Below are 24,899 nucleotides of genomic sequence, written 5' to 3'. Positions count from 1 at the left end.
CTCCGACGGCTGACGGCTCAGCGGATCAGGACTCCTCGGCGTCCCCGTTCAGGCGCACCGTGCTGAGGATCTTCTTCACCGTCGCGTCGGGGATCTCGTCCTTCACGCCCTTGGCGCCGTACAGCGACCAGGCGACGTACTCACCCTCGGAGTTCTTGAAGGCGAACGTCGTGGCCTTGCCGTCCGAGTCGCACTTGTCGTTCTTGGCGACGCCGGACGTCGTGGAGGTCGCGACGCTGCCCTTGATGCCCGACGTGGTCGTGAACGACTCCACCTTGCCGACCTTGATCTTCTTCTTGTCGGCCTTCTTCTGGTCCGTGTAGCCGCCGAAGACCCACCACGCGGAGTCGTTGCGCGCGACGTCCTTGGTGTTCTTCGCGCCGTTCTGGCCCTTGGTGCCGACGGCGCCGAGGGCGGTGTCGTCCTTCGTGCCGTCCTTGTCGTCGTCGGAGGAGCACCACTTGGACTTGTAGTACGCGGGCGCGGACATGCCGATGAGCGCGCTGCCGTCACCCTTCTCGCTGTCCTCGAAGCCGATGAAGGTGTCGGGGGTCTGCACCTCCCAGTCGGCCGGGACGTCGAAGGCGGTGCCCCACTTGGGGTTCACGACGACCTGCCAGCCCTTGATCGTCGGCTTCGGGCCGTTGCCCGTGCCGCGCTCGCTGCCGCCGTCGTCCGTCGGGCTCGGCTTCGGGGACGCGGACTTGGCGGGAGACTTCTTCTCCGGCTTCCCGTCCGCCTCGTCGTCCTTGTCACCACCGAGGACGAGGAAACCGGTCACTCCGGCGGCCACCAGGACGGCAAGCGCCGCGACGATCGCGGTGATCTTCGTCTTGTTTCCGTCCCCGCCCTGACCACCGCCCGGCTGGGGCGGCATCGGCGGCGGCGTGGGCGCCGCCCACTGCGGCTGCTCCGGCTGCGAGAAGGCGCCCGACTGCGGCTGCTGCTGGTATCCCGGCTGCTGATACGGGTTCGGCTGCTGGTACCCCGGCTGCTGGTACGGGTTGGGATTCTGGTCCTGCGGGTTCTGCTCGCCCCCGGGCGGCTGCTGTCCTGGCCACATGGGCAGTAACCATAGAGGGGCTCGTGGCCTGATGTCATCGCTGCCCCCGCAGGGGGGGGCGGCACATCGGGCCACAAGCCCCGGTGGAGTACGAAACGCCTCAGGACTCCGTGGGATCCCCGGACAGACGGACCGTGCTGAGGATCTTCATCACCGTCGCCTCCGGAATCTCGTCCTTGACGCCCTTGGCGCCGTACAGCGACCAGGCGACGTACTCACCCTCGGAGTTCTTGAAGCCGAAGGTGATCGCCTTGCCGTCCGAGTCGCACTTGCCGTTCTGCGGCGTGTTCGTCGAATGGGCGCGGGCGATGCTGCCCTTGATGCCGGCCTTCGTGGTGTACGGCTCCGCCTTCTCATTGAAGGTGAGGCTCTTCTTGTCCGGCTGCGTGTACCCGCCGAAGACCCACCACGGCACCTGGTTGATCGCGACCTCGTCGGTGCTCTTCGCGCCGTTCGCGCCCTTGGTGCCGACGGCGCCGAGGGCGGTGTCGTCCTTGGTGCCGTCCTTGTCGTCGTCGGAGGAGCACCACTTCGACTTGTAGTACGCGGGTGCGGACATGGTGATGAGCGGCTTCGCCTCGGCACCCTTCTTACCGTCCTCGAAGCCGATGAGAGTGTCGGGGGTCTGCACCTCCCAGTCGGCCGGGACGTCGAAGGCGGTGCCCCACTTGGGGTTCACGACGACCTGCCAGCCCTTGACCGTCGGCTTCGGGCCCTTGTTCGTGCCGCGCTCGTCCTCGCCGCCACCGGTCGCCGGGTCCGGCTTCTTGGAGGCGGACTTGGCGGGGGACTTGGACGGCTTCGCGTCCGCCTCGTCGTCCTTGTCGCCGCCGAGCACCAGGAAGCCGGTGACACCGGCGGCCACCACGACCGCCGTCGCCGCGACGATGGCGACCAGCTTGGTCTTGCCGCCGTCGCTGTTGCCACCGCCCCCGTCACCGCCGGCCTGGGGCGTCACGCCCATCGGTGCGGTCGGAGCGCTCCACTGCCCCTGCTGCTGTCCCGGCTGCCCCGGCCCCGGCTGCTGATAGGGGTTGGGCTGCTGGTATCCCGGCTGCTGGTACGGGTTCGGCTGCTGGTACCCCGGCTGCTGGTACGGGTTGGGATTCTGGTCCTGCGGGTTCTGCTCGCCCCCGGGCGGCTGCTGTCCTGGCCACATGGCGGGAAACGATACGGGGTGTTGGAGCGGACACGTCACGGACGCCCAGGGTGTGGCGCGGCCGTGACATGTCCGCCTGCTCAGGACGTCGGCTTCGCCCCGATCTCCCGCACCGTGCTGAGCATCTTCTCGACCGTCGCGTCCGGGACTTCGTCACTCACGCCCGATGCGCCGTGGAACGACCACGAGGCGAACGCGCCCTCGGAGTTCTTGAACGCGAACACCGTGGCCTTGCCGTCCGAGTCGCACTTGTCCTTCTTCTCCACGCCCGCGGACGAGGCGGTCGCCACACTGCCCTTGAGGCCCGACTTCGTGGTGTAGGGCTCGGCGGCCCCGGTCCTGATCTTCTCCTTGTCGGGCTGGGTGAAGGCGCCGTAGACCCACAGGCGCGCGTCCTTGCTCGCCACCTCGTCGGTGCTCTTGGCCCCCTTGTTGCCCCTGCTGCCCGCTGCCGCCAGGGACGTGTAGTCCTTGGTGCCGTCCCTGTCCTCGTCGGCCCCGCACCACTTCTCCTTGAGGTACGCCGGTGCGCCGAAGGCAGCGATGGGCTTGTCCTCGGGGTCGTCCGCCTCCGAGACCCAGCCGACCCAGTCCGTCGACTTCAGGTTCCACCCCGCGGGTACATCGAAGGCGATGCCGTGCTCGGGGTTCACGACGGTCTGCCAGCCCGGGACCGTCGGCTTCGGATCGCCGTCGTTGCGGCGGGAGTCGGAGCCGCCGGAGCCGGCCGGAGCCGGAGCCTCGGACGAGGACTTCGCGGGGTCCGGCTTCGCGCTGTCGTCCTTGTCGCCGCCGAGGACGAGAAAGCCCGTGACACCGGCGGCCACCACGACCGCGGCCGCGGCGACGACGGCGATGACCTTGGTCTTGTTGCCGCCGCCCCCTCCATTGTCTCCGCTGCCCTGCGGGGCCTGAGGTGTGCCGCCCGGAACGGTGGGCGCGTTCCACGGCGCCGGTTGCTGATAGCCCGGCTGCTGGTGCTGCTGGTACCCCGGCTGCTGGTACGGATTCGGCTGCTGGTTCGGCCCGCCCCCGGGCTGCCGCTCTCCTGGCCACATGCGCAGCAACGATAGGTGACCGTGATCTACGCGGAGCGGACTCCTGGCCAAAGAACGCTACCGATGGGTAACATCCCGGCCATGAGCGCTGACCAGATGTCGATAGGCGAGATGCTCGCCGCCACCGTGCCGATGGCCCGGACCCTGAACCTCGAGTTCCGCGAGACCACGCCCGAGAAGGCCGTGGTCGCCCTGCCCGACCAGGGTGACTACCACAACCACGTCGGCGGGCCGCACGCCGGAGCCATGTTCACGCTGGGGGAGTCGGCGAGCGGTGCGATCGTGCTCGCCGCGTTCGGCGAGCAGCTCTCGCGGGCCGTGCCCCTCGCCGTCCGCGCCGACATCGCGTACAAGAAGCTCGCCATGGGGCCGGTGACCGCCACCGCGACGCTCGGCCGCCCGGCCGCCGATGTCGTCGCCGAGCTGGACGCGGGGCAGCGCCCCGAGTTCCCGGTCGCGATCGCGATCCAGCGCGAGGACGGTGCCGTGACCGGCGAGATGACCGTCGTCTGGACGCTGCGCCCCAATAACTGAGTCGCGTACGGGCGTTCGCTTCCGTACGTTCGTTGAACACAGCGGCGTCGCACCGGCCGGGCCACGGGGGTCCCGACCGGCGCGGCGCCGTTCCTTCTGACACCATCCAGCCGTTTCGGGCGCCCTTTTGTTCAACTCATTGACACGAGTCAGCAGTGGTCATAGTTTCCGGCCGCCAGGGTTGACGTCTTCAAGGGAGTCGCCGGATGAGATACATGAGACGCACGGGACGTAAGCGAACTGCCCGAACCACCCTCACAGTCCTCGCCGCCGCCGCGGCCCTGATCACCCCGCACGCCGCACAGGCCGCACCGGACAGCGCGTCCAGGACGAGCGGCGGCGGCACGCTCGTCCGTACGGACGCGGGCTGGCTGCGCGGCGAATCCACCGCCGAGGGGCGGCAGTTCCTCGGCATCCCGTACGCACAGCAGCCCGTCGGCGACCTCCGCTGGAAGGAGCCACGTCCCGCCAAGCCCTGGCAGGGCGTGCGCGGCGCGACCTCCTTCGGCAACCGCTGCGTACAGAACGCCAGTTGGGACCCCGGCTACGAGAACCCCAGCCACACGGAGGACTGCCTCGACCTCAACGTCTACGCGCCCAAGGGGCAGTACAAGCCTCGGCCCGTCATGGTCTGGCTGCACGGTGGCGGGCTCACCGCGGGCGCGGGGGAGGACATCGTGCCCGACGCCTTCGCCCGGCGCACCGGCACGGTGGTCGTGACCGTCAACTACCGCCTCGGCGCCATGGGTTTCCTCGCGGGCAAGGGCCTCGACGGTGAGGCGTCCGACCGCGTTTCGGGCAACTACGGCATGCTCGACCAGCAGGCCGCGCTGCGCTGGGTGCGCGCCAACATCGGCTCGTTCGGCGGCGACCGGCAGCGCGTCACCATCGCGGGCGAGTCGGCGGGCGGCCGCTCCGTCTGCACCCAACTCGCTTCGCCCACCGCCAAGGGCCTCTACCGCGCGGGCATCGTGCAGAGCGGCGCCTACGGGGACTGCGCGGCCCGGGAGCGCGACGAGGCGCTCACGCAGGGCGCGGCCTTCGCGAAGAAGGCGGGCTGCGCCGACCCGGCGACCGCCCTCGCCTGTCTGCGGAAGAAGCCCGCCAAGGAGATCCTCGCGGCGCAGGCCGGGTTCGACTGGGGTCCGGTGGCCGGCGGTGACTTCCTGCCGGTCCAGCCGGAGGAGGCGTACGAGAACGGGAGCGCCGCCCGCGTGCCGGTCCTGAACGGCGCGAACAGCGACGAAGGGACGCTCTTCGCCTACGGGCAGTTCGACGGACAGGGCAAACCGCTGACCGAGGAGCAGTACCCGGGCGCGCTCACCCGGACGTACGGCGCCGAGCTGGGCGCCAAGGTCCTCAAACGCTATCCGCTCTCAGATCACGCCTCGCCGACGCACGCGTACGCGGCCGCCCAGGGCGATCAGATGTTCGCCTGCCCGGCGCTGCGCATGGACAGGTCGCTCGCCGGTCGCGGCCCCGTCTACGCCTACGAGTTCGCCGACCGCACCTCGCCGCCCTTCGCCTCGATCCGCGATGCGGGCAGGACGTTCGACTTCGGGGCGACCCACGTCAACGAAGTGCAGTACCTCTTCAGGCACTTCGGGCTCGCGTCGCCGCTCAACGCGGAGCAGAAGGTTCTGGCCCGGCAGATGGTCCAGTACTGGGGCTCCTTCATCCACGGCGGTGCGCCGCGTGCCGATGGCCAGCCCGCCGCGCCCGACCAGCGGACGCAGCCGGGCCAGGTGCTCTCGCTGCGGACCGCGTCCGCCGGAGGGAACGAGCTGAGCACTGCTGTGGCCCGTGAGCACCGGTGCGACCTGTGGGACTCCGCCCCGGCCGACGCCGGGTGAGCGGGTAGGCTGCCCGGCGTGCGCGATCTTGGGGGGAACGCGCACGCCGGGTACACGCACATCAGCACAGGAGGAACCGGCGTTGCACGTCCAGGAATGGCTGGAGACCGTACCGGCCGTCAGTATCTACGCGCTGGTGGGCGTGGTCATCGGTCTGGAGAGCCTGGGCATCCCGCTGCCGGGTGAGATCGTCCTCGTCTCCGCCGCGCTGCTCTCCTCGCAGCACGGCGAGCTCAACCCCGTCATCCTGGGGATCTGCGCCACCGCGGGCGCCATCATCGGCGACTCCATCGGGTACGCGATCGGACGCAAGGGCGGCCGGCCGCTCCTCGCCTGGCTCGAACGGAAGTTCCCCAAGCACTTCAGCGCCGCGAATGTCGGCAGCGCCGAGCAGTCGTTCCAGAAGTGGGGCATGTGGGCGGTCTTCTTCGGCCGCTTCGTCGCCCTGCTCCGGATCTTCGCGGGGCCCCTCGCGGGCGTCCTTCGCATGCCGTACTGGAAGTTCCTCATCGCCAATGTCCTGGGCGGCATCGTCTGGGCGGGCGGCACCACCGCCGTCATCTACTACATCGGTGTCGTCGCCGAGGACTGGCTCAAGCGGTTCTCGTACTTCGGCCTCGCCATCGCCGTGCTGATCGGCGTCGGCTCCATGCTGCTCGTCAAGCGCCGCGCCAAGAAGTCGGCTGCGGCGCGCGAAACCGAGAACGCCGTGGCGTCGGCGGCCGAGCCGGTCCCCGTTCCGGCCGCCGACTGACGTCACTTCGCGTGGGCGTCCTTGTGGGCCTTGGCCAGCTCGACGTACATCGTGCCGTTGAGGGTGATGCCCGCGCGCTCCTCGTCCGTGAGCGGCCTGCGCACCTTGGCGGGAACACCCGCGACCAGTGAGCCGGGCGGCACGATCATCCCCTGCGGCACAAGGGCCTGCGCCGCGACCAGCGAACCGGCGCCGATCACCGCGCCGTTGAGGACCGTAGCGCCCATGCCGATGAGGCAGTCGTCCTCGACGGTGCAGCCGTGCAGGACGGCGTTGTGGCCGACCGAGACCCGCTCGCCGATGGACATCGGGAAGCCCAGGTCGACGTGGAGGCTGCAGTTGTCCTGGATGTTGCTGTCGGCGCCGACGACGATCGGCCCGCCGTCCGCGCGGATGACCGCCCCGTACCAGGCGCTCGCACCGGCGTTCAGCGTCACCTCGCCGATGAGTACGGAGGTGGGCGCGGTGAAGGCGTCCTGATCGATCTTCGGGTCCTTGCCGCCGATCCCGGTGATGAGTGCCTCGTGGCTCATCGGATTTCTCCATTCGTACGTGTCTCGCGCCTGGCGGAACCGTACGGGACGGGGGCGGGCCCGCCGCCCTGTGGGGTGAAGATCACAGGGGTCCGGGCTCACCGGGGCGCGCGGGGCTGAGTAACGTGAGCGCGTGCCGAAGAACAGGAACACGTTCTCATCCGGGGTCGCCGACTGGCGGCGCCGCGCGACCCAGCGCGCCGTCCACGCGGGCTGGGCCTGGGTGCAGCGGACGGGAGCCGTCACCGCGCAGCGGCCGGGGAGGCTGCGGTTCGGCGCGATAGGACAGGGCACGAAGCTGTCCTTCCCGCAGGGGACCGTCTTCGGTGAGCCGTGGATCCGCATCGGCGACCACTGCATCATCGGCGAGCAGGTCACCCTCACCGCCGGGATGATGCCCGACCTGGACCTCGGGCCCGACCCGATCCTGCGCATCGGCAACGGCGTCGTGCTCGGCCGTGGCAGCCATGTCATCGCCGACACCACGGTGACGATCGGCGACGACTGCTACTTCGGACCAACGGTGTACGTGACGTCCACGAACCACTCGTACGACGATCCGCACACGCCCATCGGCAAGCAGTGGCCGCGGATGGAGCCCGTCGAGATCGGACCCGGCTGCTGGATCGGCACGAACGCGGTGATCCTGCCGGGGGCGAGGCTCGGCCGCAATGTCGTGGTCGCCGCGGGCGCGGTCGTGCGGGGCTCCGTGCCCGACCACTCCGTGGTGGCCGGAGCGCCTGCCCGCGTGGTGCGGACCTGGGACCCGGAGGCGGGGTGGCAGCCGCCTTTGCGGACGCCCGCGCCTGTGCCTATTCCTGACGGGGTCACGCCGGAACAACTTCTTGCCCTGGGGGAGTTGGAGGGGTAGGCGCCGTTTTCCCTCGGCTGCGGGTCTGTGGGGGCTTGTCGCGCAGTTCCCCGCGCCCCTGCGAGGCGTTGCTCAGCTGGCCAGCAGTACCGTGCCCACCAAGGCCAGGCCCGCCCCCGCCGCCTGCACCCCGCGCAGCCTTTCCTTCAGTACCGCCCGTGCCGCGAGCGCCGTGATCACCGGGTACGTCGAGGACAGCACCGCGGCCAGCGTGACCGGGCCGTTCTGGGCGGCGATCGAGTACGTGCCGTTGGCCGCGACATCGGCAAGGCCGACGAAGGCGAGCGCCGGGAGCGCCGCCCAGATCACCCTCATGCCCGTGCCCTCGGGGAGCGCGATGCCGCCCCGCTTCACGGAGACGAACAGCGCGGCCCCGCCGGCGGCCACGTTCGTCACGCGCTGCACGAACAGGGCGAGGAACAGCCCGGTCAGGTTGCTCGACGCCTCGGAGATCAGGGCGAGGACCGCGCCGAAGCCGAAGGCCGCGAGGAGAGTGAGCAGTACCGCCTGTCGCTGCACGGGGGCGCCGCGCAGCTCGGGGCCGCCCGCGAGCACGATCCCCACGATGGCGACGGTGAGCCCGGCGAACTGCGGGACCCCCGGCCGCTCGCCGAGGAAGAGCCCAACGCCCACCGGCACGACGACGCCCACGGAGGCGAGCGGGGAGACGACGCTCATCGGGCCGATCGCCAGGGCCTTGTAGAAGGCGAGCATCGCCACCGGGCCGAGCAGGCCGGCCGCCACCGCGAACCACAGCTGCGGCCCCCATTCCGTCCAGCCGCCCGTGGCGACCACGATCACGCCGAGGACGATCACGGCGATGGTCTGCGAGGCGACGACGACGGTGAGCGCGGGGATGCGTCGCGTCAGCAGTCCACCGCCGAAGTCGGCCAACCCGTACATCAGGCTGGTGGCCAGAGCGAACAGTGCTGTCATCGAAGATCCTCGCAGTACAGTGTGGTGAACCCTTAGGTGCACCACACCGTAGTTCAATATCCTGAACTCTGTCATCCAAAATATTGGACGGAATGTGTCGGACCTCGATCAGCTCACCCAGTCCCTCGCCCGCAACCTCAAGCGCTGGCGCTCGGAACGGGGCTTCACGCTCGACGCGCTCGCTGCCCGCGCGGGCGTCAGCCGCGGCATGATCATCCAGATCGAGCAGGCAAGGACCAACCCCAGCGTCGGCATAACGGTCAAGCTGGCCGACGCCCTCGGCGTCAGCATCACCACGCTCCTCGACTACGAACAGGGCTCCCACGTCCGGCTCGTACCGCCTGAGCAGGCGGTGCGGATGTGGTCCACGGAGGCGGGCAGCAGTACGACGCTTCTTGTCGGGACCGAGGCGCGCGGGCCCTTCGAGCTGTGGGCGTGGAAGCTGATGCCCGGCGAAGGAAGCGACTCGGACGCGCACCCGCCGGGGACCATGGAGTTGCTGCACGTGGCCGCGGGCGAACTGACGCTCCTCGTGGACGGCGTGGAGCATCTCGTGCCCGCCGGGTCGTCCGCTTCCTTCGAGGCGAACGTGCCTCACGGCTATCACAACAAGGGTGCCGTGCCGGTCGAGATGACCATGTCGGTGTCGGTGCCCCCGGCGCACGCCTCGTCGTACTGACTCCCGCCGCGCCTGTTAGCGTGCCGTCATGCGTGCACCCATGGGGAATTTCGACGACGTCCGTCCCGCGCCCGAGGCCCTCGATCTCCTGGTCGCGCCCGTCGCCGACGCCGTGCGCGGCTGGAGCGGGACCGTCCCCGCCGAGCAGATCCTCCACGTCGACACCGACCCGCGGTGGGCCGACACCGCCACCTTCGTGGAGCACTACGGCCAGGACATCCTGGAGCGTTCCGCGAACTGCGTCGTCGTCGCGGGCAAGCGCGGCGGCGAGACCTCGCTCGCCGCGTGCCTGGTCCTGTCCACGACCCGCGTCGACGTGAACGGCGTCGTGCGCCGCCAACTCGGCGCCCGCAAGGCATCGTTCGCGCCGATGGACACGGCGACCGGCGAGACCGGCATGGAGTACGGCGGCGTCACCCCGATCGGCCTGCCCGCCGGGTGGCCGCTGCTCGTGGACGCCGCCGTCGTCGACCTGCCGCACGTCCTGATCGGCAGCGGCAGCCGCCGGGGCAAGCTCATCGTGCCCGGCAAGGCGTTCGCCGAGCTGTCGAACGCGGTCGTACTCGAAGGGCTCGGCGTCGCCGCCTGACGCGGGCAGGGCTCACGCGCCGTTCACCGGCAGACTCACCCGCAGACGCCCGATTCACGCAGCCGGGCGATGGCCTGTCGGTCGCGCCCCAGCTCCCCGAGGATCCGCTCGGTGTGCTCGCCCGCGGCCGGCACCGGATCCATGCGCGGGGCGACGCCGCTCAGGTCCGCGGGCGGCACCAGCGCCTGAACGGGGTCCTGGCTGCCCGGAATTGCCACCTCCCGCCAGCGGTCGCGCTCGGTGAGCGCGGGGTGGTCGAGGAACTCGGTGACCGAATTGACGCCCGCGTTGGCGATGTTGGCGCGGTCGAGCAGCTCCATCGCCTCCTCGCTGCCGAGTTCGGCGAAGCGCGCGGAGATGATCGCGTCGAGTTCGTCGCGGTGCGCGACGCGGTCGGAGCCGGTGGCGAACCGCGGGTCGTCGGTCAACTCGGGCCGCCCGACGACCTGTTCGCACAGAGCGGCCCACTCACGCTCGTTCTGCACGGACAGCAGGACGTCCTTGCCGTCGGACGCGGTGAACGGGCCGTAGGGCGCGACCGTCGCGTGCCGTGCGCCGACGCGCGGCGGCTGCGTGCCGCCGTAGCGCGTGTAGTACGCGGGCTGGCTCATCCACTCGGCGAGCGCGTCGAAGAGGGAGACCTCGACCGCTGGGGCGCGCCCCTTGGTCGCCCGGGTGAAGAGCGCGGAGAGGATGCCGCTGTAGGCGTACATCCCGCCCGCGATGTCCGCGACCGAGATCCCCGCCCGCACCGCCTCGTCGGGCGTGCCGGTCAGCGAGAGCAGCCCGGTCTGGCACTGCACGAGCAGGTCGTACGCCTTCCGCTCGGACCAGGAGCCGCTGGTGCCGTACCCGCTGACGGTGCAGGGGATCAACGAGGGGTAGCGGGCCTGGAGTTCGCCCGCCCCGAGGCCGAGACGGTCGGCGGCACCGGGAGCCAGGTTCTGCACGAACACGTCGGCGCCCGCGAGGAGTTCGTGCAGGATCTCCTTGCCCTCATCTGACTTGAGATCCAGGGTGAGGGACTCCTTGGAGCGGTTGAGCCAGACGAAGTAGCTGGCCTGGCCGTGCACCGTGGTGTCGTAGCGGCGGGCGAAGTCGCCGCCGCCGGGGCGCTCGACCTTGATCACGCGGGCGCCGAGGTCGGCCAGCTGGCGGGTGGCGAAGGGAGCGGCGACGGCCTGCTCCAGGCTGACGACGGTGATGCCCTCCAGGGGGAGGTGCCCGGTTGGTTCGTGGTGCGTCGTCGCCATGACTGCCTTTCGTTCGCGGGTGCTGCCTGAGTCTGTACGGTCACACAGGACGCCTCCTCAGTCGTCCTCGCCCACGACCGACTTGGACACGAGCCGTCCGTCGGCGAAGCAGAGGCGGTAGCCGTCGCCGGACATGAAGCGGGTGCTGTAGTACGCGCAGTCCTGGCCGCGCGGCGTCGCGGGCGCGCCGTCCGGCGCGCCGTCCCTGGTGAACCTCGGCAGCCGGGACTCCACTTCGTCGCGCGGCTCCCCGGCCGTCAGGCCGTCGTACACCTCACGGTCGAGGACCGAGAAGACGGAGCTGATCAGGCTGAGGGGGATCATGAGGAACAGGATTCCGGCGAGGACCGCCGGCGGGGCGAGGACCGCCTGGATGAGCCGTCTTCTGATCTGCCGCCTGGCCAGGTCCAGTTCGCGTGCCGAGGCGGTCGGCCGGGGCGGTTCGACGGCGCGAGGGGCGGCTCCCGCCGCGGGCAGCTCGGCGGTCACATCGAAGCCGCCGTCGTCCGTGGGGCCCGCGCGCAGCGTGCCGCCGGCCAGGCGCACCCGCTCGTCGAGGCCGACGAGTCCGCTGCCGCCCGACGCCACCCCGGGCAGGCGTCCGGCCGGGGCAGGGCCGTTCACCACGGTCAGGCGCAGCGTGTCGCCGTCCCGCGCGACGCGGACCCGGACCGCGGCGCCGGGCGCGTGCTTGGCGGCGTTCGTCAGGGACTCCTGGACCACGCGGTGGACGGCGAGGGCGACCATCGGCGGCAAGTCATCCGTGGCCCCCGACCGTTCGAGGGTGACCTCGACCCCGGAGGCCCGCGCACGCTCGACCACGGTGTCCGCGCTCTCCTCCGACGGCGCTCTCGGCGGCACTTCGTCGTCGGCCCGCAGCACGCCGATGATCTCCCGCAGCCGTTCGGTCGCCGCCCCCGCCGCCTCCCGCAGTTCGCCGACGGCAGCCTGCTGGCGGGCGTCGAGGGTGGGGTCGACTTCGAGGGCGCCCGCCTGGACCGCGATGAGCGTCAGGTCGTGGCCGAGCGAGTCGTGCATGTCGCCCGCGATCCTGGCCCGTTCGCGGATACGGGTGCGGTCGGCGACGGCCTGCTGCTCGTGTTCCATGCGCTCGGCGAGCCGCCAGCCGGTGGCCATCAGGTCGGCGTACTGACGGCGGTAGCGGCCGAGCAGCCAGGGCAGCACCACGCCGATCAGGAGTGTCAGGAGCATCGTGGGCCAGTCCCACAGATCGCTCGCCACGATCGCGCACAGCACGAGCCCGGCCACGGCGACCGCCCCGAAGAACCACAGCGCGGGACGCACCGCGACCGTTCGGCTGCCGGCGAGATACCCGAAGACGGCCAGGGCCGCCCAGTAGGCGGGCGTGAGCATCTCCGGGTCCGTCATCAGACTCAGCGCGACCGGCACGGCGAGCGCGGCGAGCGGCCACCGCCTGCTGAACGCGACGGCGCCTCCGAGCAGCGGGACACCCACGGCCGCCACGACCGCGTCGCGTCCGTCGAGACCGAGGGCGGCCGAGACCGGTGGCGCGCACACCACGAGCCACAGCCCGATGTCGAAGAGCCGGGTGAGCCAGCCGTTTGCGCCGCGCATCCGCCAAGCATCGCCGATCACCCCCGGCCCGCGCCCCTGACGAAAGTAGGGGCTCGCCACTCCCGGCCCTGGGGGCGCTCACTCCCCGCCGACGAGCCCCGCCTCGTACGCGAGGATCGCGGCCTGTACCCGGTTCTTGAAGCCGAGGCGGGCCAGGACCTGGCTGACGTACGCCTTCACCGTGCCCTCGACGACGTGCAGCCGCCCGGCGATCTCCGCGTTCGACAGCCCGGCCCCGACCAGCGCGAGCACCTCGCGCTCGCGGGCCGTCAGCTCCTCGACGCGGGCCCGCGCGGTGGCCTGCTTGCCGAGCTGCCCCGCCCCGAGGTGGGAGATGACCCGCCGCGCGATCGACGGGGAGAGATACGCGCCGCCATCGGCGACGGCCTGGACCCCGGCGATCAGCTCGCGTGGATTGCCGGACTTGAGGAGGAAACCGGCGGCTCCCGAGCCGAGAGCGCTCGCGATGTACTCGTCCTCGGAGAACGTGGTGAGCATCGCCACGGCCGCATCGGGCGCGACCTTGCGCAGCTCGGCCGCCGCCTGGAGACCGTCGAGCCGGGGCATCCGGATGTCGAGGAGACAGACGTCCGGGCGGTGCCTGAGCGTGAGGTCGACCGCCTCGCGCCCGTCGGCGGCCTCGGCGACGACCTCGATGCCATCGGCCGTGCCGAGGATCGCCCGCACCCCGGCCCTGATCATCGCCTCGTCGTCGGCAAGCAGCACTCGGATCATGCGAGCACGCTACCCCGGCCGTTCGGGACCTTACGAAAGTGCAGGGCAGGTGCTGACCAAGGTCCCCTGCCCCAGGCCGCGCCGCTTCGTAGCGTCCCTGTCATCACCGCCCGCGCCACCGAAGGCGCGGGCACCGAGAGGGACTTGGGGGCGGGTGTTTGCGATCGCCGTTCACCTGATGCTCATGAGTGTCCTGACCGTCGGCCTCGCGGCCATCGTGCGCAGTTCAGCCGGGGCCATCACCGTGCTGTTCGTGCTGCTGCTCATCGTGCCGACGATCCTCCAATCGATTCCCCTCGACTTCCTCACGAACCTGGCGCAGATCCTGCCCCAGGCGGCGGGCACGCAGTTCCTCACCGGCCAGGCGGACCTCTGCGGTCCCGCCACCGGGCTGCTGCTCCTCGCGGCCTGGACGGCCGCGTCCCTGACCCTGGCCACGGCGATCCTCGGGCGCCGCGACGCCTGAGCCCTTCATCACCGAACTCCCCGAACGGAGACCGGATCTGTCATGCCCTCGACATCCGCCCCCTTGACGCCCTCCGCTCCCCCCGTCCCCAGCTCGTACGTCACCTCCATCGCCGACTCCGAGGAGCAGATCCGGGCCGCCCAGCGGCTGCGGTACCGCGTCTTCGGCGAGGAGATGGGCGCCGCTCTCCACACCTCCCTGCCCGGCCACGACGTGGACCCCTACGACGACCTCGTGGACCACCTGATCGTCACCGACACCGCCACCGGCGAGGTCGTCGGCACCTACCGCCTGCTGCCGCCGGGGCGGGCCGAGCGGTCCTACTCGGACAGCGAGTTCGATCTGCGCGCCCTTGACGGACTGCGGTCCTCCACGATCGAGGCGGGCCGCTCCTGCGTGCACCCCGACCACCGCTCGGGCGCGGTGATCAACCTGATGTGGTCGGCGCTCGCCCGCTACGTCCTGCTCTCCGGCCACCGCTATCTGGCGGGCTGCGCCTCGGTGCCGCTGGCCGACGGCGGCAAGGCGGCTTCCAGCGCCTGGCTGCTCGGCACGTCCAAGCACGCGTCCCCGCCCGAGCTGCGGGTGTATCCCCGGCGCCCCTGGGTGCCCACCGCGCCGACGGTGGAACAGCCGGTATACGCCGACCTGCCGCCGCTGCTGAGGGGGTACCTCCGCCTCGGTGCGTGGATCTGCGGGGCGCCCACGCACGACCCCGAGTTCGATGTCGCCGACTTCTTCGTCCTCCTCGACATGGACCGGCTCGGTGACCGCTACCGCCGCTACTTCCTGGGGGAGACGCCATGAGCCCCACGGGAGCCCCGGCGGCGCTGTGCACCCCGGCCTGCGTCACACCCTCGGCGCCGCAGGTTCCGCCGGCCGAACTGGCCCGCCGGTACGCGGCGTTGGCGTACGAGATCGGCATCGGCGTGGCTCAGGGCGAGCGGCTCGCCGGGCCGCGCGCGCTGCGGGCACGGGCCCGGGGGATCCTGGGCGCGCTCGGCATACGCCTCGAGGCGGGGCCCGGGCTGCTGACGGTGACCGGTTCCCGCCCCGGCACTCTGATCGTCGCCAATCACATCTCCTGGCTCGACGTCGTCAGCCTGCTCGCCGTCGAGCCGGTGACCGTCCTCGCCAAGCGCGAGGTGGGCCAGTGGCCGGTCATCGGCGCGCTCGCCCGGCGGGCCGGGTCCCAGTTCATCGACCGCGACGGACTGCGGCAACTGCCCCATGTGGTCGCGGAGCTGGCGTCGACCCTGAGCTCAGGCCGCTCAGTCCTCGTCTTCCCGCAGGCCACGACCTGGTGTTCCGTCGCGGGTGGCCGCTTCAGGCGGGCCACCTTCCAGGCGGCGGCCGACGCCGGCGCGCCCGTACGGCCGGTGACCATCCGCTACTACCAGCACGGCACGCGCAGCACCACCGCCGCCTTCCTCGGCGACGAGACCTTCGGGGCCTCGCTGCACCGCGTGGCCCGCGCCCGGGGACTGACCGTGCGGGTCACCGCGCACGCCTCGCTGCGCGGCTCCGACCGGCGAACGATGGCCGCGGAGGCCCAAGCGGCCATCGGGGCACATGAGTTGCCCGCTCATACCTGAAGCTTGATTGAGGTCAAGTGGGGCGTGCCTCACGGGAACTCGGGCCCCTCCGCGGCCGACTCCTGAACAGGCGCGGGCGCGACGGTTCCGCGCTGTCGCGTTCACGAGTGTCAGGAGAGCGGCGATGAGCGATCGCCCCCAACTGCCCCTGCTCTGCGGGTTCCTCGCGCTGCTCGCGGTGATCTTCGCGGTGTCGTACGCCGTGGGGGATGCCGTCGGGCCGGTCGCACCCGGGATGCAGCGGACCGAGACCGAGACGGACAAGGAGCCCGGCGATGGCGGCGGCGGGTCTCATGGGGGCGGAGGCATGGGGGACATGCACTCCGGCGGCGGCCGATGAGCGGATCCGTGGCGCCCGGAGCCGCGCCCGGTGCCGCCGCCGACGTGGTCACCGACCTGGCGGTCGGCGGGATGACCTGCGGCGCCTGCGTGGCACGCGTCGAGAAGCGGCTCGGCAGGCTGGACGGCGTGAACGCGGTGGTGAACCTGGCCACCGGGCGGGCCAGGGTGACCCATCCGACGGCCGTCTCCCTCGGTGAACTCGTCGCGGCGGTCGAGCGAGCGGGCTGCACGGCGGAACCCGTCCGGCAGCCGGAGCGGGCCCAGGAGCGCCCACCCGCATCGGATTCCGGGCCGGAGCGCGACGAGCACGTACGAGGTGAACGCGACCGCCTCCTGACCGTCGCCCTGCTGGCGGCCCCCGTGCTCCTCCTCTCGATGGTGCCCGCCCTGCAGTTCCGCAACTGGCAGTGGCTGTGCTTCGTGCTGACCGCGCCGGTCGCCGTCTGGGGCGCCTGGCCGTTCCACGCCCGCGCGCTGCGTGGCCTGCGGTACTCCGCGGCGACCATGGACACGCTCGTCTCCCTCGGCGTCGCCGCCTCGTTCGCCTGGTCCTCGTACGCCCTCTTCATCGGCGGTGCGGGCCACCCCGGCATGCGGATGCCGTTCAGCCTGCTGCCGACCGCGCCGGACGGGGCCGCGCACATCTATCTGGAAGCGGTGGTGGGCGTACCGCTGTTCGTCCTGACGGGCCGGTACCTGGAGGCGCGCGCCCGGCACGGGACGGGCGCGGCGCTGCGCTCCCTGGCGAGCCTGACCGTCAAGGACGTCGAGGTCCTCGACGACGACGCGGAACGGACCATCCCCCTCGCCCGGCTGCGCGTCGGCCAGAACTTCGTCGTGCGGCCGGGGGAGCGGGTCGCCACCGATGGCGTGGTACGAGAGGGCAGCTCGGCCCTGGACCTCTCCCTGGTCACGGGGGAGAGCGAGCCCGTCGAGGTCGGCCCCGACGCCCCGGTGACCGGTGGCGCCGTCAACGTCGGAGGGCTGCTCCTGGTGCGTGCCACGGCGGTCGGCGCCGATACGCGGCTCGCCCGCATCACCCGCCTGGTCACCGAGGCCCAGGCGGGCAAGGCGCGGGCGCAGCGGCTCGCGGACACGGTGGCGGGTGGGTTCGTGCCGGTGGTGCTCGCGCTTGCCGTCACGGTGCTCGGCTTCTGGCTCGGCGCTGGAGCCGCCCCGCAGTCCGCCGTGACGGCGTGCGTGGCGATCCTGGTCGTGGCCTGCCCCTGCGCGCTCGGCCTCGCGACCCCCACCGCCCTGCTCGCCGCCACCGGGCGTGGCGCCCAACTCGGCGTCCTGGTGCGCGGACCGCGGGCCCTGGAGACCTTGCGGCACGTCGATGCCGTGGTCCTGGACAAGACCGGCACGCTCACCTCCGGGCGGATGAGCGTCGCCCGGGTCACCGTGACGGCGGACGGTATCGGACGGGACGACGTACTGCGGCTCGCCGGTGCGGTGGAGCGGGGTGCGGAACATCCGCTGGGCCGGGCGGTCGTGGCGTACGCGGGGCGTGACCTGCCCCGGGTGACCGGGTTCCGTGCCACGCCTGGCAGCGGGGTGAGCGGCCGCGTCGAGGGCTTCGCCGTCGAAGTCGGAGCCCCCGAGGGTGAGTTGCCCGACGAGCTGGCCCAGGCGCTGACCGCTGCCGAAGCCGCCGCGCACACCGCGGTCGTGGTCCGCGTGGACGGCGCGGCCCAGGCCCTGATCGCGATCGGTGACGTCGTACGCCCGGGGAGCTACCGAGCCGTCGACCGGCTCCGCCGCCTCGGCGTGCGTCCGGTGCTCGCCACCGGGGACCGCGAGGCGACGGCCCGCGCGGTCGCCGCGGACCTCGGCATCACAGAGATCCACGCGCGCTGCACACCCGAAGGAAAGGCCGACCTCGTAAGGGAGTTGAGGGAGGCGGGCCACCGTGTCGCCGTCATCGGGGACGGTGTGAACGACGCGGCCGCCCTCGCGGGCGCGGACCTCGGCATCGCCATGGGCGGCGGCACCGACGCGGCCGCCGGAGCCGCCGACGTCACGCTCGTACGCGGCGACATCGAGACCGTCGCGGACGCGGTCCTCCTGGCCCGCCGCACCCTGCGCACGATCCGGACGAACCTCGTCTGGGCGTTCGGCTACAACGCGGTCACCGTGCCTTTGGCGGCGGTCGGCCTGCTCGACCCCATGGTCGCGGCCGCCGCGATGTCGGTCAGCTCGCTCCTGGTGGTGGGCAACAGCCTGCGGCTGCGCAGCTGGCGGCCGAGTCCGGTGCGGGGCGGTGCCGCACGGGCACGGAAGGGCGGAACGCGATGAGCGAGGCCTTCCGGTCGGCAGTCGGCCGCCTCCGCCGCCCCCTGCTCGCCGCACTCGCACCCGTCACGGCGTGCGCTGTCGCCCTCGGCGGACTGACCACGTGGGTGGGCTCGGGCGGCGCGGGCAGGCCCGCACGGATCGAGGTCGGGGCGGGACGGGTGTTCCTGCCGTTCGGGGACACGGAGGACACCTCGGCCTACTTCCGCATCACCAACAGGGGAGGCTCGGCCGACCGGTTGACCGGCGTCACGTCCGAATCCGCGGCCGCCGACGAGGCCATGCTGGGCCGCCACCGGACCACGGGCGGCCGGGCGGCGTACATGAGCGGCGCGGACTCGGTGGAGGTCCCGGCGCACGGGACCCTCGCGATGTCGCCGCTCGGTGTGGACGTGATGCTGCGGGCCCGCGGCCGGTGGCGGCTGGGCGACACGGTGCCGTTCACCCTGCACTTCCGGGACGGCGGCAGCATCCGGGCCGACGCGGTCGTGGTCCGGCCGTCCGCTGGAGGATTCAACAGCCTTTACAACACAGGGAGTTGAGAAGAGATGAGCGCTGAGGAACCCAGGATCGGTACGGGCCGTCGTCGGCTGCTGCGGGGCGCGGTGGCAGGGACGCTGGGTGCGGCCGGACTCGCCGCCGCGTCGGGCTGCCCCGCGCACGCGGCGGAGCGCGACGCCCCCGTGCAGGACGACGCGAGGGAGCTGAGTGTCGCCGTGCTGCTCTACGACGGCTTCACCGCCCTGGACGCCGTCGGTCCGTACGAAATGCTGTGCCGCGTACCGGGCGTCCGCGTGACGATGGTCGCCCGGCAGGCGGGCCCGGTCCGCACCGACACCGGCGAGCTGACGCTGGTGGCCGAGCGGGCCATGAGCGACGTCACCCGGGCCGATGTGCTGCTGGTGCCCGGCGGCGGCAACCGCGGGACCGTCGCGATGATGGAGGACGCCGACGCCCACCGGTGGATCCGCCGCATCCACCGCCGCTCCACGTGGACCACTTCGGTCTGCACCGGCTCCCTGATCCTCGGCTCGGCGGGCCTGCTCCGGGGACTCCCGGCCACCACCTACTGGGCGTCACGCCCCTACTTGAAGGAGGTCGGCGCCGTCTACACCCCCGGCCGCTTCGTCGAGACCGGGAAGATCATTACGGCGGCGGGCGTATCCGCCGGCATCGACATGGGCCTGCACCTCGCCTCCCGCCTCTCCGGCGAGAAGGTCGCCATGGCGATGCAGCTGGCCGTCGAGTACGACCCGGACCCGCCGTACGACACGGGCAGTCCCGAGAAGGCCGACGCGGAGACGGAGGCGCTGGCCCTGAAGCTCCTGGAGGACTCGGCGCGCTGACTCCCCCCCCCAGCAGTCGGGGCGGAGTGCCGTTCAGTTCCCGCGGGTTGGTGTGCCGTGGCTCACACGTGCGGGGCGAGTGAGCGGGCCGGGTTCATTTCGCGTACCCGTCCGTGAAAGGAGTGGCGCGAATGCAAAGATGTCCCCGCCATGACTGCTGGGTGGTGTTCTCGCGCGGTACGGGCTGCGGTGTTCGCGGCCGCCTGTGTGCTGCTCGCTGCCCTGGGGCACGTCATGATGTCGGGGACCTCGGTGCCCTGGTGGACGCTGGGTGCCGGAGCCGTCGGAGTCGGCGGCACCGCGTGGCTGCTGGCCGGGCGCGAGCGGGGGCTGCCCCTGGTCGTCTCCCTGGCGGTGGCTGCGCAGGCCGCGCTGCACTCGGGGTTCTCCCTGGCCCAGGCCGCGGCTCAGCCCTCGGGCGGAGAGCCGCTCGTGCGGCGGTGGGTGCAGCACATGCTCTGCGCCGCGCCGATGCCCGAAGCGGGCGCGACACCCATGCCGGCCATGCCCGCGTCTTCGATGGGCTCCTCCATGGAGCACATGGATCACATGGGCGGCGGCCACGACATGAGCGGCATGTCGCCGACCGGCATGCTCGCCGCCCACCTTCTCGCCGCGCTCTTCTGCGGCCTCTGGCTCGCGCACGGCGAACGCGCGGCCTTCCGTGTCGCCCGCGCCTTCGCCGGGTGGCTCGTCGCCCCGCTGCGGGTGCCTCTGGCGCTGCCCACGCCCGCACACCGGCCCCGCATCCGGCCCCATCGCCACCGTTCGGCGGGCCGGCCGCGGCAGTTGCTTCTGGTCCACGCCATCACTTCTCGGGGTCCGCCCGCGGGGACCGCTGTCGCCTGACAGCCGGCTCCCCGACGCCGTTCCCGCGCCACATCGCGCGGCCGGGCGGCTCGGGCATCGGTCGTACGCACTCGCGCGCGGCCGTACCCCCTCACCGGACCCGCCGGACGCACGTACGCGGGTACGCAGGTACGCACGTGCTCAGGTGCTCAGGTGCTCAGGTACGTACGGCGCGTCCCGGGTCCCGGACTCCCGAGAAGGACACCAGGTGATCATTCCTGCCCTGCCCAGCTCACCCGACGAGTCGATAACGGCCTGGGCGCTCGCCGCCCGCGCCGGAGACCCCGAAGCGGTCGAGCACTTCGTACGCGCCCTGCACCGGGACGTCCGCCGGTACGTGACGTACCTCGGCGGCGATCCGCAGGCCGCCGAGGACCTGACGCAGGACACGTTCCTGCGGGCCCTCGGCAGCCTGCACCGTTTCGAAGGGCGCTCGTCCGCCCGTACGTGGCTGCTGTCCATCGCCCGGCGCGCGGTGATCGACAGCCTGCGGCACGCCGCGGCCCGGCCCCGCCTCTGCGACACGGACGACTGGCAGTCGGCCGCGGAGCGGGCCCAGCCGAGGGGCCTGCCGGGCTTCGACGACGGCGTGGTCCTCGCCGACCTCCTGGCGACGCTGCCCGACGAACGGCGTGAGGCCTTCGTCCTCACCCAGCTCCTCGGGCTGCCCTACGCGGAAGCCGCGCTGCTCACCGGCTGTCCGGTGGGCACGGTGCGCTCGCGCGTGGCGCGGGCCCGCGTCTCGCTGATGGAGCGCCTGCGGGAAGCCGAGCGCCCCGCGCTGGCGGGCGCCGCGGCCTGACGCGCCCTACGGCCGCCCGGCCTTGATGCCGGGCGGCCGTCAGCCAGAGCGCTCGTGAGCCAGAGCCGCCATCAGCCAGGGCGGCCCGCTCCGCGCGCGCCGCCCGCACGTCTACGTGGCTGGGTGCTCCAAGGCCCTGAGCTGCGCCGGAGTAAGGCGGTCCGGTGCGGCACAGCGCAGGGCTTCGGTCACGCGGTCCAGGGGCCAGCCCAGCGCGTTGGCCAGCTGGCCCGCCGGGAGAGGGGCGCCCGCGTGCCGCAGCGCGGCCAGTACGGTCAGCGCGTCGTCGACGGCTCCGGAGCCGCCGCTCATGTCGTCGCTGAGGGTCGCGAAGAACTCGCTCATGTGGGAGAGCCGGGCCCCCGCGGGCGTCGCCGCGTCGAGGACGTCGACGCCCTGCTGCGCGGTCTCCGCCCACCTCGCGTGCGCCTGCGCGCTCGTCATCCAAGCCCGGAGCCAGACGCCGTCGTCGATGACGTACTGCTCGCGACGGTGACCCGGCCGCCGCTCGCGGCGGATCACTTCGAGGCCCTCCAGATATGCGACGGCCAGGGACACCGACGCGGGGCTGACCCGCAGCCGCTCGACGAGGTCCGCGGAGGTCAGACTGCCGGAGTCGTCGGTGATCAGACGGGCGAGCACCCGCGCGGCCATGCGGGGAACCCCGGTCCTGACCATGAGCGCCGCGAGCTGCTCGGTGAAGTCGCGTACGGCATCGGGGTCGCGTCCGTACGCGTCGAAGGGCGTGGCCGGATCGAGGCGCGGGATCCGTCCGCGCCGGCGGGCGCGTCGTTCCGTGGCGAGGTGGGCGTGGTCGACGCGGTACCTCTCCGGCCCGCCGTTGCGGGCCACCTCGCGGCTGACGGTCGATGTCGGCCTGTCGATGCGCCGGGCGATCTCGGCGTACCCGAGCCCCTCCGCGAGGCCCGCGCCGATGTGCCGGCGGTCCTGGTGGGTCAGCCTGCCTCCCGGCATGAGCGTCGACCTCCTCGCGTTCTCGCGTTCTCGCGTGCTTGCGTGCTTGCGTTCATCGGCAAGTCCATTGCAATGAACCCTCGTAATCCCCTACGAGGTCTGCATATTCGTCCAGTTATTCATTGAAGACGTATTGAACGCAACGTAGCTTCGCCGGTATCTGAACGGATACGGGGAGGAGTTGACGTGACGGCGACGAGCGAGGACGTCGTGCTCGATGTCGAGGGACTGCGCATGCGCTACGGCACGGCCGACGTGCTGCGCGATGTGACGTTCCGGGCGCGGCACGGTGAAGTACTCGCCCTGCTCGGGCCGAACGGGGCCGGCAAGACCACCACCATCGAGATCATGGAAGGTTTCCGCATGCGCTCGGCGGGCCGGGTCCAGGTGCTCGGAACGGACCCGGCGCTCGGCACCGAGGCATGGCGTGCGCGCATCGGGGTCGTCCTGCAGTCCTGGCGCGACCATGGCAAGTGGCGGGTGCGTGAGCTGCTCGCGCACCTCGGGACGTACTACGCGCCCTACTCCACCGGCGCGATCAGTCGGCCGTGGGACACCGATGAACTCATGGCGGCGGTAGGCCTGACCGCGCACGCGGGCAAGAAGATCAAGACGCTGTCCGGCGGGCAGCGGCGCAGGCTGGACGTCGCGATCGGCATCGTCGGCCGCCCCGAACTGCTGTTCCTGGACGAGCCCACCGCGGGCTTCGACCCGGAGGCCCGGCGGGAGTTCCACGCACTCGTCCGCCGCCTCGCCGACGATCATGCGACCACGATCCTGCTCACCACGCACGACCTGCACGAGGCGGCCAGACTCGCCGACCGCATGATGATCCTCGTCGGGGGGCGGATCATCGCGGACGGTTCGCCGGGCGAGCTGGCGCGGCGGATCGCGGGCGATGACGAGGTGCGCTGGACGCGCGGCGGACGGCGCTTCGTGAAGTCCACACCCGAATCGACCTCGTTCGTCCGCGAGTTGTTCCGTGAGTACGGGGACGCCGTGGGTGAACTGGAGGTCCGCAGGGCCTCTTTGGAGGACACCTACCTGGCGCTGGTACGGCGCCAGGGCAAGGCCGAGACGCGCGCGACCGCGAGCGCGAAGGCCGTGGCCCTGTGAACGCGACGAGCGTGGCGGTCCGGGCGGGCTTGGCCCGGGGCCTGATCGAACTGCGGCAGTCGTTCACCAACGGCGGCGACGTGGTCTCCCACCTGCTCTGGCCGGTGCTGATGCTGACCGTCCTGTTCTTCATGCGGGACACGGCGTTCGGCACGAGCGGACTGCTGCTCGGCACCCTCGCCCTGCCGAGCATTCTCGGCATGAACGCGGCGATGGGCATGGTCAGCATGAGCCAGGCGCTCACGGCCGAACGCGAGGACGGCACCCTACTGCGCGCCAAGGCCACGCCGAACGGGATGCCGGGCTACCTCATCGGCAAGGTCGTCTCCGTGGCCGGCGGCCTGCTCGCCGACCTCGCGATCCTGGTGATCCCCGGGGTCCTGATCGTCGAGGGCCTCGCGATCGGAGGCCCCGGCTCCTGGCTGACGCTGGCCTGGGTGCTGGTCCTCGGCATGGTCGCGACGCTTCCCATCGGCGCGATCCTCGGCTCGGTGTTCACCAGCGCGCGCAGCCAGGGCCTGATCCAGCTGCCGGTCATGGGCATGATCGCGATCTCCGGCATCTTCTACCCGATCACCGCCCTGCCGGACTGGCTGCAATGGGTCGCCCAGGCGTTCCCCGTCTACTGGCTCGGCCTGGGCATGCGCTCGGCCCTGCTGCCGGACAGCGCGGCCGGCATCGAGATCGCCGACTCCTGGCGGCACTGGGAGACGGCCGGGGCGCTGGGCGCCTGGGCAGCGCTCGGCCTGCTGGTGGCCCCCGCCGTACTGCGCCGGATGGCACGCAGGGAGTCGGGCTCCAACGTGGCGAAACGCCGGGAGAGGGCGCTGCGGCGGGTGGGGTGAGGGGCGCGCCCCGTAAGGGGCGCGGGGAACTGCGCGCCCGACCCCCACCGGACCCGCGGGTTCATGACGGCGCTCGCGGGTTCATGACTGGGCCCGCGGGTCATCACCGGAACCGCAGGTCATCAACACGGGGCCCGCGGGCCCAACACCGGGCCCGCGAATCAACACCGCCCCCCCAGCGGAGCGTTACAGCATGGGGAGTTCGATCGCCGGGCAACGGTCCATCACCATCTCAAGGCCCGCCGCCCGCGTCCGTTCGTACGCCGCTTCGTCTACGACGCCCAGCTGGAACCAGACCGCCTGTGCGCCGATCGCGACGGCTTCCTCGGCGGCCTGGCCCGCGAGGGCGCTGTTGAGGAAGACGTCGACGACGTCGATCTTGAACGGCACCGCGGAGAGGGACGGGTAGCCCTGCTCGCCGTGTACCGCCTCGGCCTTCGGGTGGATCGGGACGATGCGCTTGCCGTACCGCTGCAGGACGCCCGCGACCCCGTACGCCGCTCGCTCCTCGTTCGTGGACAGGCCCACGACCGCCCAGGTGTCTCCGAGCTCCGTCAGGATCTTGCGCACTGTTGCCGGATCGCCGTACACGTCCCGCTCCTTCTGCCGCCGTTGGTCGCTTAACCGCGCGATGAGACGTACGTCAGACGCCGTA

Annotated in this window: 27 protein-coding genes; 17 read left to right on the top strand and 10 right to left on the bottom strand. The window is 71.8% G+C overall.

The window, feature by feature from the left end; all coding sequences use genetic code 11:
• Nucleotides 1-25 precede the first annotated feature (25 nt).
• The 3 genes from E5671_RS10720 to E5671_RS10710 form a co-directional block, all read right to left on the bottom strand.
• Nucleotides 26-1,063: a hypothetical protein gene (locus E5671_RS10720; RefSeq protein WP_160503617.1), complete on the bottom strand. Its 1,038-nt coding sequence runs from the start codon at nt 1,061-1,063 to the stop codon at nt 26-28.
• Nucleotides 1,064-1,163: 100 nt separating this feature from the next.
• On the bottom strand, nt 1,164-2,222 hold the full coding sequence (locus E5671_RS10715; RefSeq protein WP_160503616.1) for a hypothetical protein: 1,059 nt from the start codon (nt 2,220-2,222) through the stop codon (nt 1,164-1,166).
• 80 nt (nt 2,223-2,302) lie between these two features.
• A complete protein-coding gene (locus tag E5671_RS10710) occupies nt 2,303-3,280 on the bottom strand; it encodes a hypothetical protein (protein WP_160503615.1) in 978 nt (325 codons plus the stop codon).
• A gap of 96 nt (nt 3,281-3,376) precedes the next feature.
• On the opposite strand from E5671_RS10710, the gene E5671_RS10705 reads away from it, so the two are divergent.
• From E5671_RS10705 to E5671_RS10695, 3 genes are all read left to right on the top strand, one after another.
• A complete protein-coding gene (locus E5671_RS10705) occupies nt 3,377-3,814 on the top strand; it encodes a DUF4442 domain-containing protein (RefSeq protein ID WP_160510109.1) in 438 nt (145 codons plus the stop codon).
• A 206-nt stretch (nt 3,815-4,020) separates the two neighbouring features.
• Nucleotides 4,021-5,667, top strand: a complete 1,647-nt coding sequence (locus tag E5671_RS10700) for a carboxylesterase/lipase family protein (RefSeq protein WP_237330153.1) — start codon at nt 4,021-4,023, stop codon at nt 5,665-5,667.
• A gap of 82 nt (nt 5,668-5,749) precedes the next feature.
• Complete coding sequence (locus E5671_RS10695) at nt 5,750-6,421, top strand: DedA family protein (RefSeq protein WP_160503614.1); 672 nt, start codon at nt 5,750-5,752, stop codon at nt 6,419-6,421.
• Nucleotides 6,422-6,423: 2 nt separating this feature from the next.
• On the opposite strand, the gene E5671_RS10690 is transcribed toward E5671_RS10695, so the two are convergent.
• Nucleotides 6,424-6,954, bottom strand: a complete 531-nt coding sequence (locus tag E5671_RS10690) for a gamma carbonic anhydrase family protein (protein ID WP_160503613.1) — start codon at nt 6,952-6,954, stop codon at nt 6,424-6,426.
• Nucleotides 6,955-7,087: 133 nt separating this feature from the next.
• On the opposite strand from E5671_RS10690, the gene E5671_RS10685 reads away from it, so the two are divergent.
• Nucleotides 7,088-7,825 (top strand): DapH/DapD/GlmU-related protein, encoded by a 738-nt coding sequence (locus tag E5671_RS10685; protein ID WP_160503612.1) that lies wholly within the window; start codon nt 7,088-7,090, stop codon nt 7,823-7,825.
• A 72-nt stretch (nt 7,826-7,897) separates the two neighbouring features.
• On the opposite strand, the gene E5671_RS10680 is transcribed toward E5671_RS10685, so the two are convergent.
• Nucleotides 7,898-8,761: a DMT family transporter gene (locus tag E5671_RS10680; protein WP_160503611.1), complete on the bottom strand. Its 864-nt coding sequence runs from the start codon at nt 8,759-8,761 to the stop codon at nt 7,898-7,900.
• Nucleotides 8,762-8,855: 94 nt separating this feature from the next.
• Between E5671_RS10680 and E5671_RS10675 the strand changes: the two genes are divergently transcribed.
• Nucleotides 8,856-9,440 (top strand): cupin domain-containing protein, encoded by a 585-nt coding sequence (locus E5671_RS10675; RefSeq protein WP_160503610.1) that lies wholly within the window; start codon nt 8,856-8,858, stop codon nt 9,438-9,440.
• A 28-nt stretch (nt 9,441-9,468) separates the two neighbouring features.
• Entirely contained in the window at nt 9,469-10,029 is a 561-nt protein-coding gene (locus E5671_RS10670; RefSeq protein ID WP_160503609.1) for a YbaK/EbsC family protein, read from the top strand.
• Between the two features lie 35 nt (nt 10,030-10,064).
• On the opposite strand, the gene E5671_RS10665 is transcribed toward E5671_RS10670, so the two are convergent.
• The 3 genes from E5671_RS10665 to E5671_RS10655 form a co-directional block, all read right to left on the bottom strand.
• Complete coding sequence (locus E5671_RS10665) at nt 10,065-11,282, bottom strand: CaiB/BaiF CoA transferase family protein (RefSeq protein ID WP_160503608.1); 1,218 nt, start codon at nt 11,280-11,282, stop codon at nt 10,065-10,067.
• Nucleotides 11,283-11,339: 57 nt separating this feature from the next.
• Nucleotides 11,340-12,878: a sensor histidine kinase gene (locus tag E5671_RS10660; RefSeq protein ID WP_160503607.1), complete on the bottom strand. Its 1,539-nt coding sequence runs from the start codon at nt 12,876-12,878 to the stop codon at nt 11,340-11,342.
• A 78-nt stretch (nt 12,879-12,956) separates the two neighbouring features.
• The gene (locus E5671_RS10655; RefSeq protein WP_160503606.1) at nt 12,957-13,613 is read right to left on the bottom strand and encodes a response regulator; all 657 of its coding nucleotides are present in this window, start codon (nt 13,611-13,613) and stop codon (nt 12,957-12,959) included.
• Between the two features lie 184 nt (nt 13,614-13,797).
• Between E5671_RS10655 and E5671_RS10650 the strand changes: the two genes are divergently transcribed.
• The 9 genes from E5671_RS10650 to E5671_RS10610 all read left to right on the top strand — a co-directional run bounded on the left by E5671_RS10650 (nt 13,798) and on the right by E5671_RS10610 (nt 21,308).
• A complete protein-coding gene (locus tag E5671_RS10650) occupies nt 13,798-14,079 on the top strand; it encodes a hypothetical protein (RefSeq protein WP_160503605.1) in 282 nt (93 codons plus the stop codon).
• Between the two features lie 42 nt (nt 14,080-14,121).
• Nucleotides 14,122-14,886, top strand: coding sequence for a GNAT family N-acetyltransferase (locus tag E5671_RS10645; protein WP_160503604.1), 765 nt, complete (start codon nt 14,122-14,124; stop codon nt 14,884-14,886).
• A complete protein-coding gene (locus tag E5671_RS10640; protein WP_160503603.1) occupies nt 14,883-15,674 on the top strand; it encodes a lysophospholipid acyltransferase family protein in 792 nt (263 codons plus the stop codon). Before E5671_RS10645 ends, E5671_RS10640 begins: the two co-directional genes overlap by 4 nt.
• Before the next feature lie 124 nt (nt 15,675-15,798).
• Nucleotides 15,799-16,014 carry a hypothetical protein gene (locus E5671_RS10635; protein WP_160503602.1) on the top strand — a complete coding sequence of 72 codons (216 nt, stop codon included), beginning with the start codon at nt 15,799-15,801 and terminating at the stop codon, nt 16,012-16,014.
• Entirely contained in the window at nt 16,011-18,314 is a 2,304-nt protein-coding gene (locus tag E5671_RS10630; protein ID WP_160503601.1) for a heavy metal translocating P-type ATPase, read from the top strand. The genes E5671_RS10635 and E5671_RS10630 overlap by 4 nt, the downstream gene beginning before the upstream one ends.
• Nucleotides 18,311-18,853, top strand: coding sequence for a copper chaperone PCu(A)C (locus tag E5671_RS10625; RefSeq protein WP_160503600.1), 543 nt, complete (start codon nt 18,311-18,313; stop codon nt 18,851-18,853). Before E5671_RS10630 ends, E5671_RS10625 begins: the two co-directional genes overlap by 4 nt.
• Before the next feature lie 6 nt (nt 18,854-18,859).
• Nucleotides 18,860-19,657 carry a DJ-1/PfpI family protein gene (locus E5671_RS10620; RefSeq protein WP_160503599.1) on the top strand — a complete coding sequence of 266 codons (798 nt, stop codon included), beginning with the start codon at nt 18,860-18,862 and terminating at the stop codon, nt 19,655-19,657.
• Nucleotides 19,658-19,807: 150 nt separating this feature from the next.
• Complete coding sequence (locus E5671_RS10615) at nt 19,808-20,506, top strand: hypothetical protein (protein WP_160503598.1); 699 nt, start codon at nt 19,808-19,810, stop codon at nt 20,504-20,506.
• A 208-nt stretch (nt 20,507-20,714) separates the two neighbouring features.
• Complete coding sequence (locus E5671_RS10610) at nt 20,715-21,308, top strand: sigma-70 family RNA polymerase sigma factor (RefSeq protein ID WP_160503597.1); 594 nt, start codon at nt 20,715-20,717, stop codon at nt 21,306-21,308.
• A 111-nt stretch (nt 21,309-21,419) separates the two neighbouring features.
• On the opposite strand, the gene E5671_RS10605 is transcribed toward E5671_RS10610, so the two are convergent.
• Nucleotides 21,420-22,283, bottom strand: coding sequence for a GbsR/MarR family transcriptional regulator (locus E5671_RS10605; RefSeq protein ID WP_160503596.1), 864 nt, complete (start codon nt 22,281-22,283; stop codon nt 21,420-21,422).
• 234 nt (nt 22,284-22,517) lie between these two features.
• On the opposite strand from E5671_RS10605, the gene E5671_RS10600 reads away from it, so the two are divergent.
• Together E5671_RS10600 and E5671_RS10595 are read left to right on the top strand one after the other, a co-directional pair.
• Nucleotides 22,518-23,399 carry an ABC transporter ATP-binding protein gene (locus E5671_RS10600; RefSeq protein ID WP_160510107.1) on the top strand — a complete coding sequence of 294 codons (882 nt, stop codon included), beginning with the start codon at nt 22,518-22,520 and terminating at the stop codon, nt 23,397-23,399.
• On the top strand, nt 23,396-24,244 hold the full coding sequence (locus E5671_RS10595) for an ABC transporter permease (RefSeq protein ID WP_160503595.1): 849 nt from the start codon (nt 23,396-23,398) through the stop codon (nt 24,242-24,244). Before E5671_RS10600 ends, E5671_RS10595 begins: the two co-directional genes overlap by 4 nt.
• A 186-nt stretch (nt 24,245-24,430) precedes the next feature.
• Here the strand turns inward: E5671_RS10595 and E5671_RS10590 are convergent, their stop codons facing one another.
• Complete coding sequence (locus E5671_RS10590; RefSeq protein WP_160503594.1) at nt 24,431-24,835, bottom strand: CoA-binding protein; 405 nt, start codon at nt 24,833-24,835, stop codon at nt 24,431-24,433.
• Nucleotides 24,836-24,899: the final 64 nt, after the last annotated feature.

It is taken from the genome of Streptomyces sp. BA2, from assembly GCF_009769735.1.
Lineage (GTDB): Bacteria > Actinomycetota > Actinomycetes > Streptomycetales > Streptomycetaceae > Streptomyces.
The sequence above is the reverse complement of the archived record's forward strand: the minus strand, read 5'-3'. Positions and strand labels throughout refer to the sequence as shown.

What these genes read in the sequence shown, in the direction of transcription:
- E5671_RS10700 (WP_237330153.1), top strand. Translation starts at nt 4,021, where the DNA reads ATGAGATACATGAGACGCACGGGACGTAAGCGAACTGCCCGAACCACC.
- E5671_RS10625 (WP_160503600.1), top strand. Translation starts at nt 18,311, where the DNA reads ATGAGCGAGGCCTTCCGGTCGGCAGTCGGCCGCCTCCGCCGCCCCCTG.
- E5671_RS10655 (WP_160503606.1), bottom strand. Translation starts at nt 13,613, where the DNA reads ATGATCCGAGTGCTGCTTGCCGACGACGAGGCGATGATCAGGGCCGGG.
- E5671_RS10605 (WP_160503596.1), bottom strand. Translation starts at nt 22,283, where the DNA reads ATGCCGGGAGGCAGGCTGACCCACCAGGACCGCCGGCACATCGGCGCG.
- E5671_RS10645 (WP_160503604.1), top strand. Translation starts at nt 14,122, where the DNA reads ATGCCCTCGACATCCGCCCCCTTGACGCCCTCCGCTCCCCCCGTCCCC.
- E5671_RS10630 (WP_160503601.1), top strand. Translation starts at nt 16,011, where the DNA reads ATGAGCGGATCCGTGGCGCCCGGAGCCGCGCCCGGTGCCGCCGCCGAC.
- E5671_RS10710 (WP_160503615.1), bottom strand. Translation starts at nt 3,280, where the DNA reads ATGTGGCCAGGAGAGCGGCAGCCCGGGGGCGGGCCGAACCAGCAGCCG.
- E5671_RS10650 (WP_160503605.1), top strand. Translation starts at nt 13,798, where the DNA reads ATGAGTGTCCTGACCGTCGGCCTCGCGGCCATCGTGCGCAGTTCAGCC.
- E5671_RS10635 (WP_160503602.1), top strand. Translation starts at nt 15,799, where the DNA reads ATGAGCGATCGCCCCCAACTGCCCCTGCTCTGCGGGTTCCTCGCGCTG.
- E5671_RS10670 (WP_160503609.1), top strand. Translation starts at nt 9,469, where the DNA reads ATGCGTGCACCCATGGGGAATTTCGACGACGTCCGTCCCGCGCCCGAG.
- E5671_RS10600 (WP_160510107.1), top strand. Translation starts at nt 22,518, where the DNA reads ATGCGCTACGGCACGGCCGACGTGCTGCGCGATGTGACGTTCCGGGCG.
- E5671_RS10665 (WP_160503608.1), bottom strand. Translation starts at nt 11,282, where the DNA reads ATGGCGACGACGCACCACGAACCAACCGGGCACCTCCCCCTGGAGGGC.
- E5671_RS10660 (WP_160503607.1), bottom strand. Translation starts at nt 12,878, where the DNA reads ATGCGCGGCGCAAACGGCTGGCTCACCCGGCTCTTCGACATCGGGCTG.
- E5671_RS10640 (WP_160503603.1), top strand. Translation starts at nt 14,883, where the DNA reads ATGAGCCCCACGGGAGCCCCGGCGGCGCTGTGCACCCCGGCCTGCGTC.
- E5671_RS10715 (WP_160503616.1), bottom strand. Translation starts at nt 2,222, where the DNA reads ATGTGGCCAGGACAGCAGCCGCCCGGGGGCGAGCAGAACCCGCAGGAC.
- E5671_RS10705 (WP_160510109.1), top strand. Translation starts at nt 3,377, where the DNA reads ATGTCGATAGGCGAGATGCTCGCCGCCACCGTGCCGATGGCCCGGACC.
- E5671_RS10720 (WP_160503617.1), bottom strand. Translation starts at nt 1,063, where the DNA reads ATGTGGCCAGGACAGCAGCCGCCCGGGGGCGAGCAGAACCCGCAGGAC.
- E5671_RS10690 (WP_160503613.1), bottom strand. Translation starts at nt 6,954, where the DNA reads ATGAGCCACGAGGCACTCATCACCGGGATCGGCGGCAAGGACCCGAAG.
- E5671_RS10615 (WP_160503598.1), top strand. Translation starts at nt 19,808, where the DNA reads ATGACTGCTGGGTGGTGTTCTCGCGCGGTACGGGCTGCGGTGTTCGCG.
- E5671_RS10620 (WP_160503599.1), top strand. Translation starts at nt 18,860, where the DNA reads ATGAGCGCTGAGGAACCCAGGATCGGTACGGGCCGTCGTCGGCTGCTG.
- E5671_RS10680 (WP_160503611.1), bottom strand. Translation starts at nt 8,761, where the DNA reads ATGACAGCACTGTTCGCTCTGGCCACCAGCCTGATGTACGGGTTGGCC.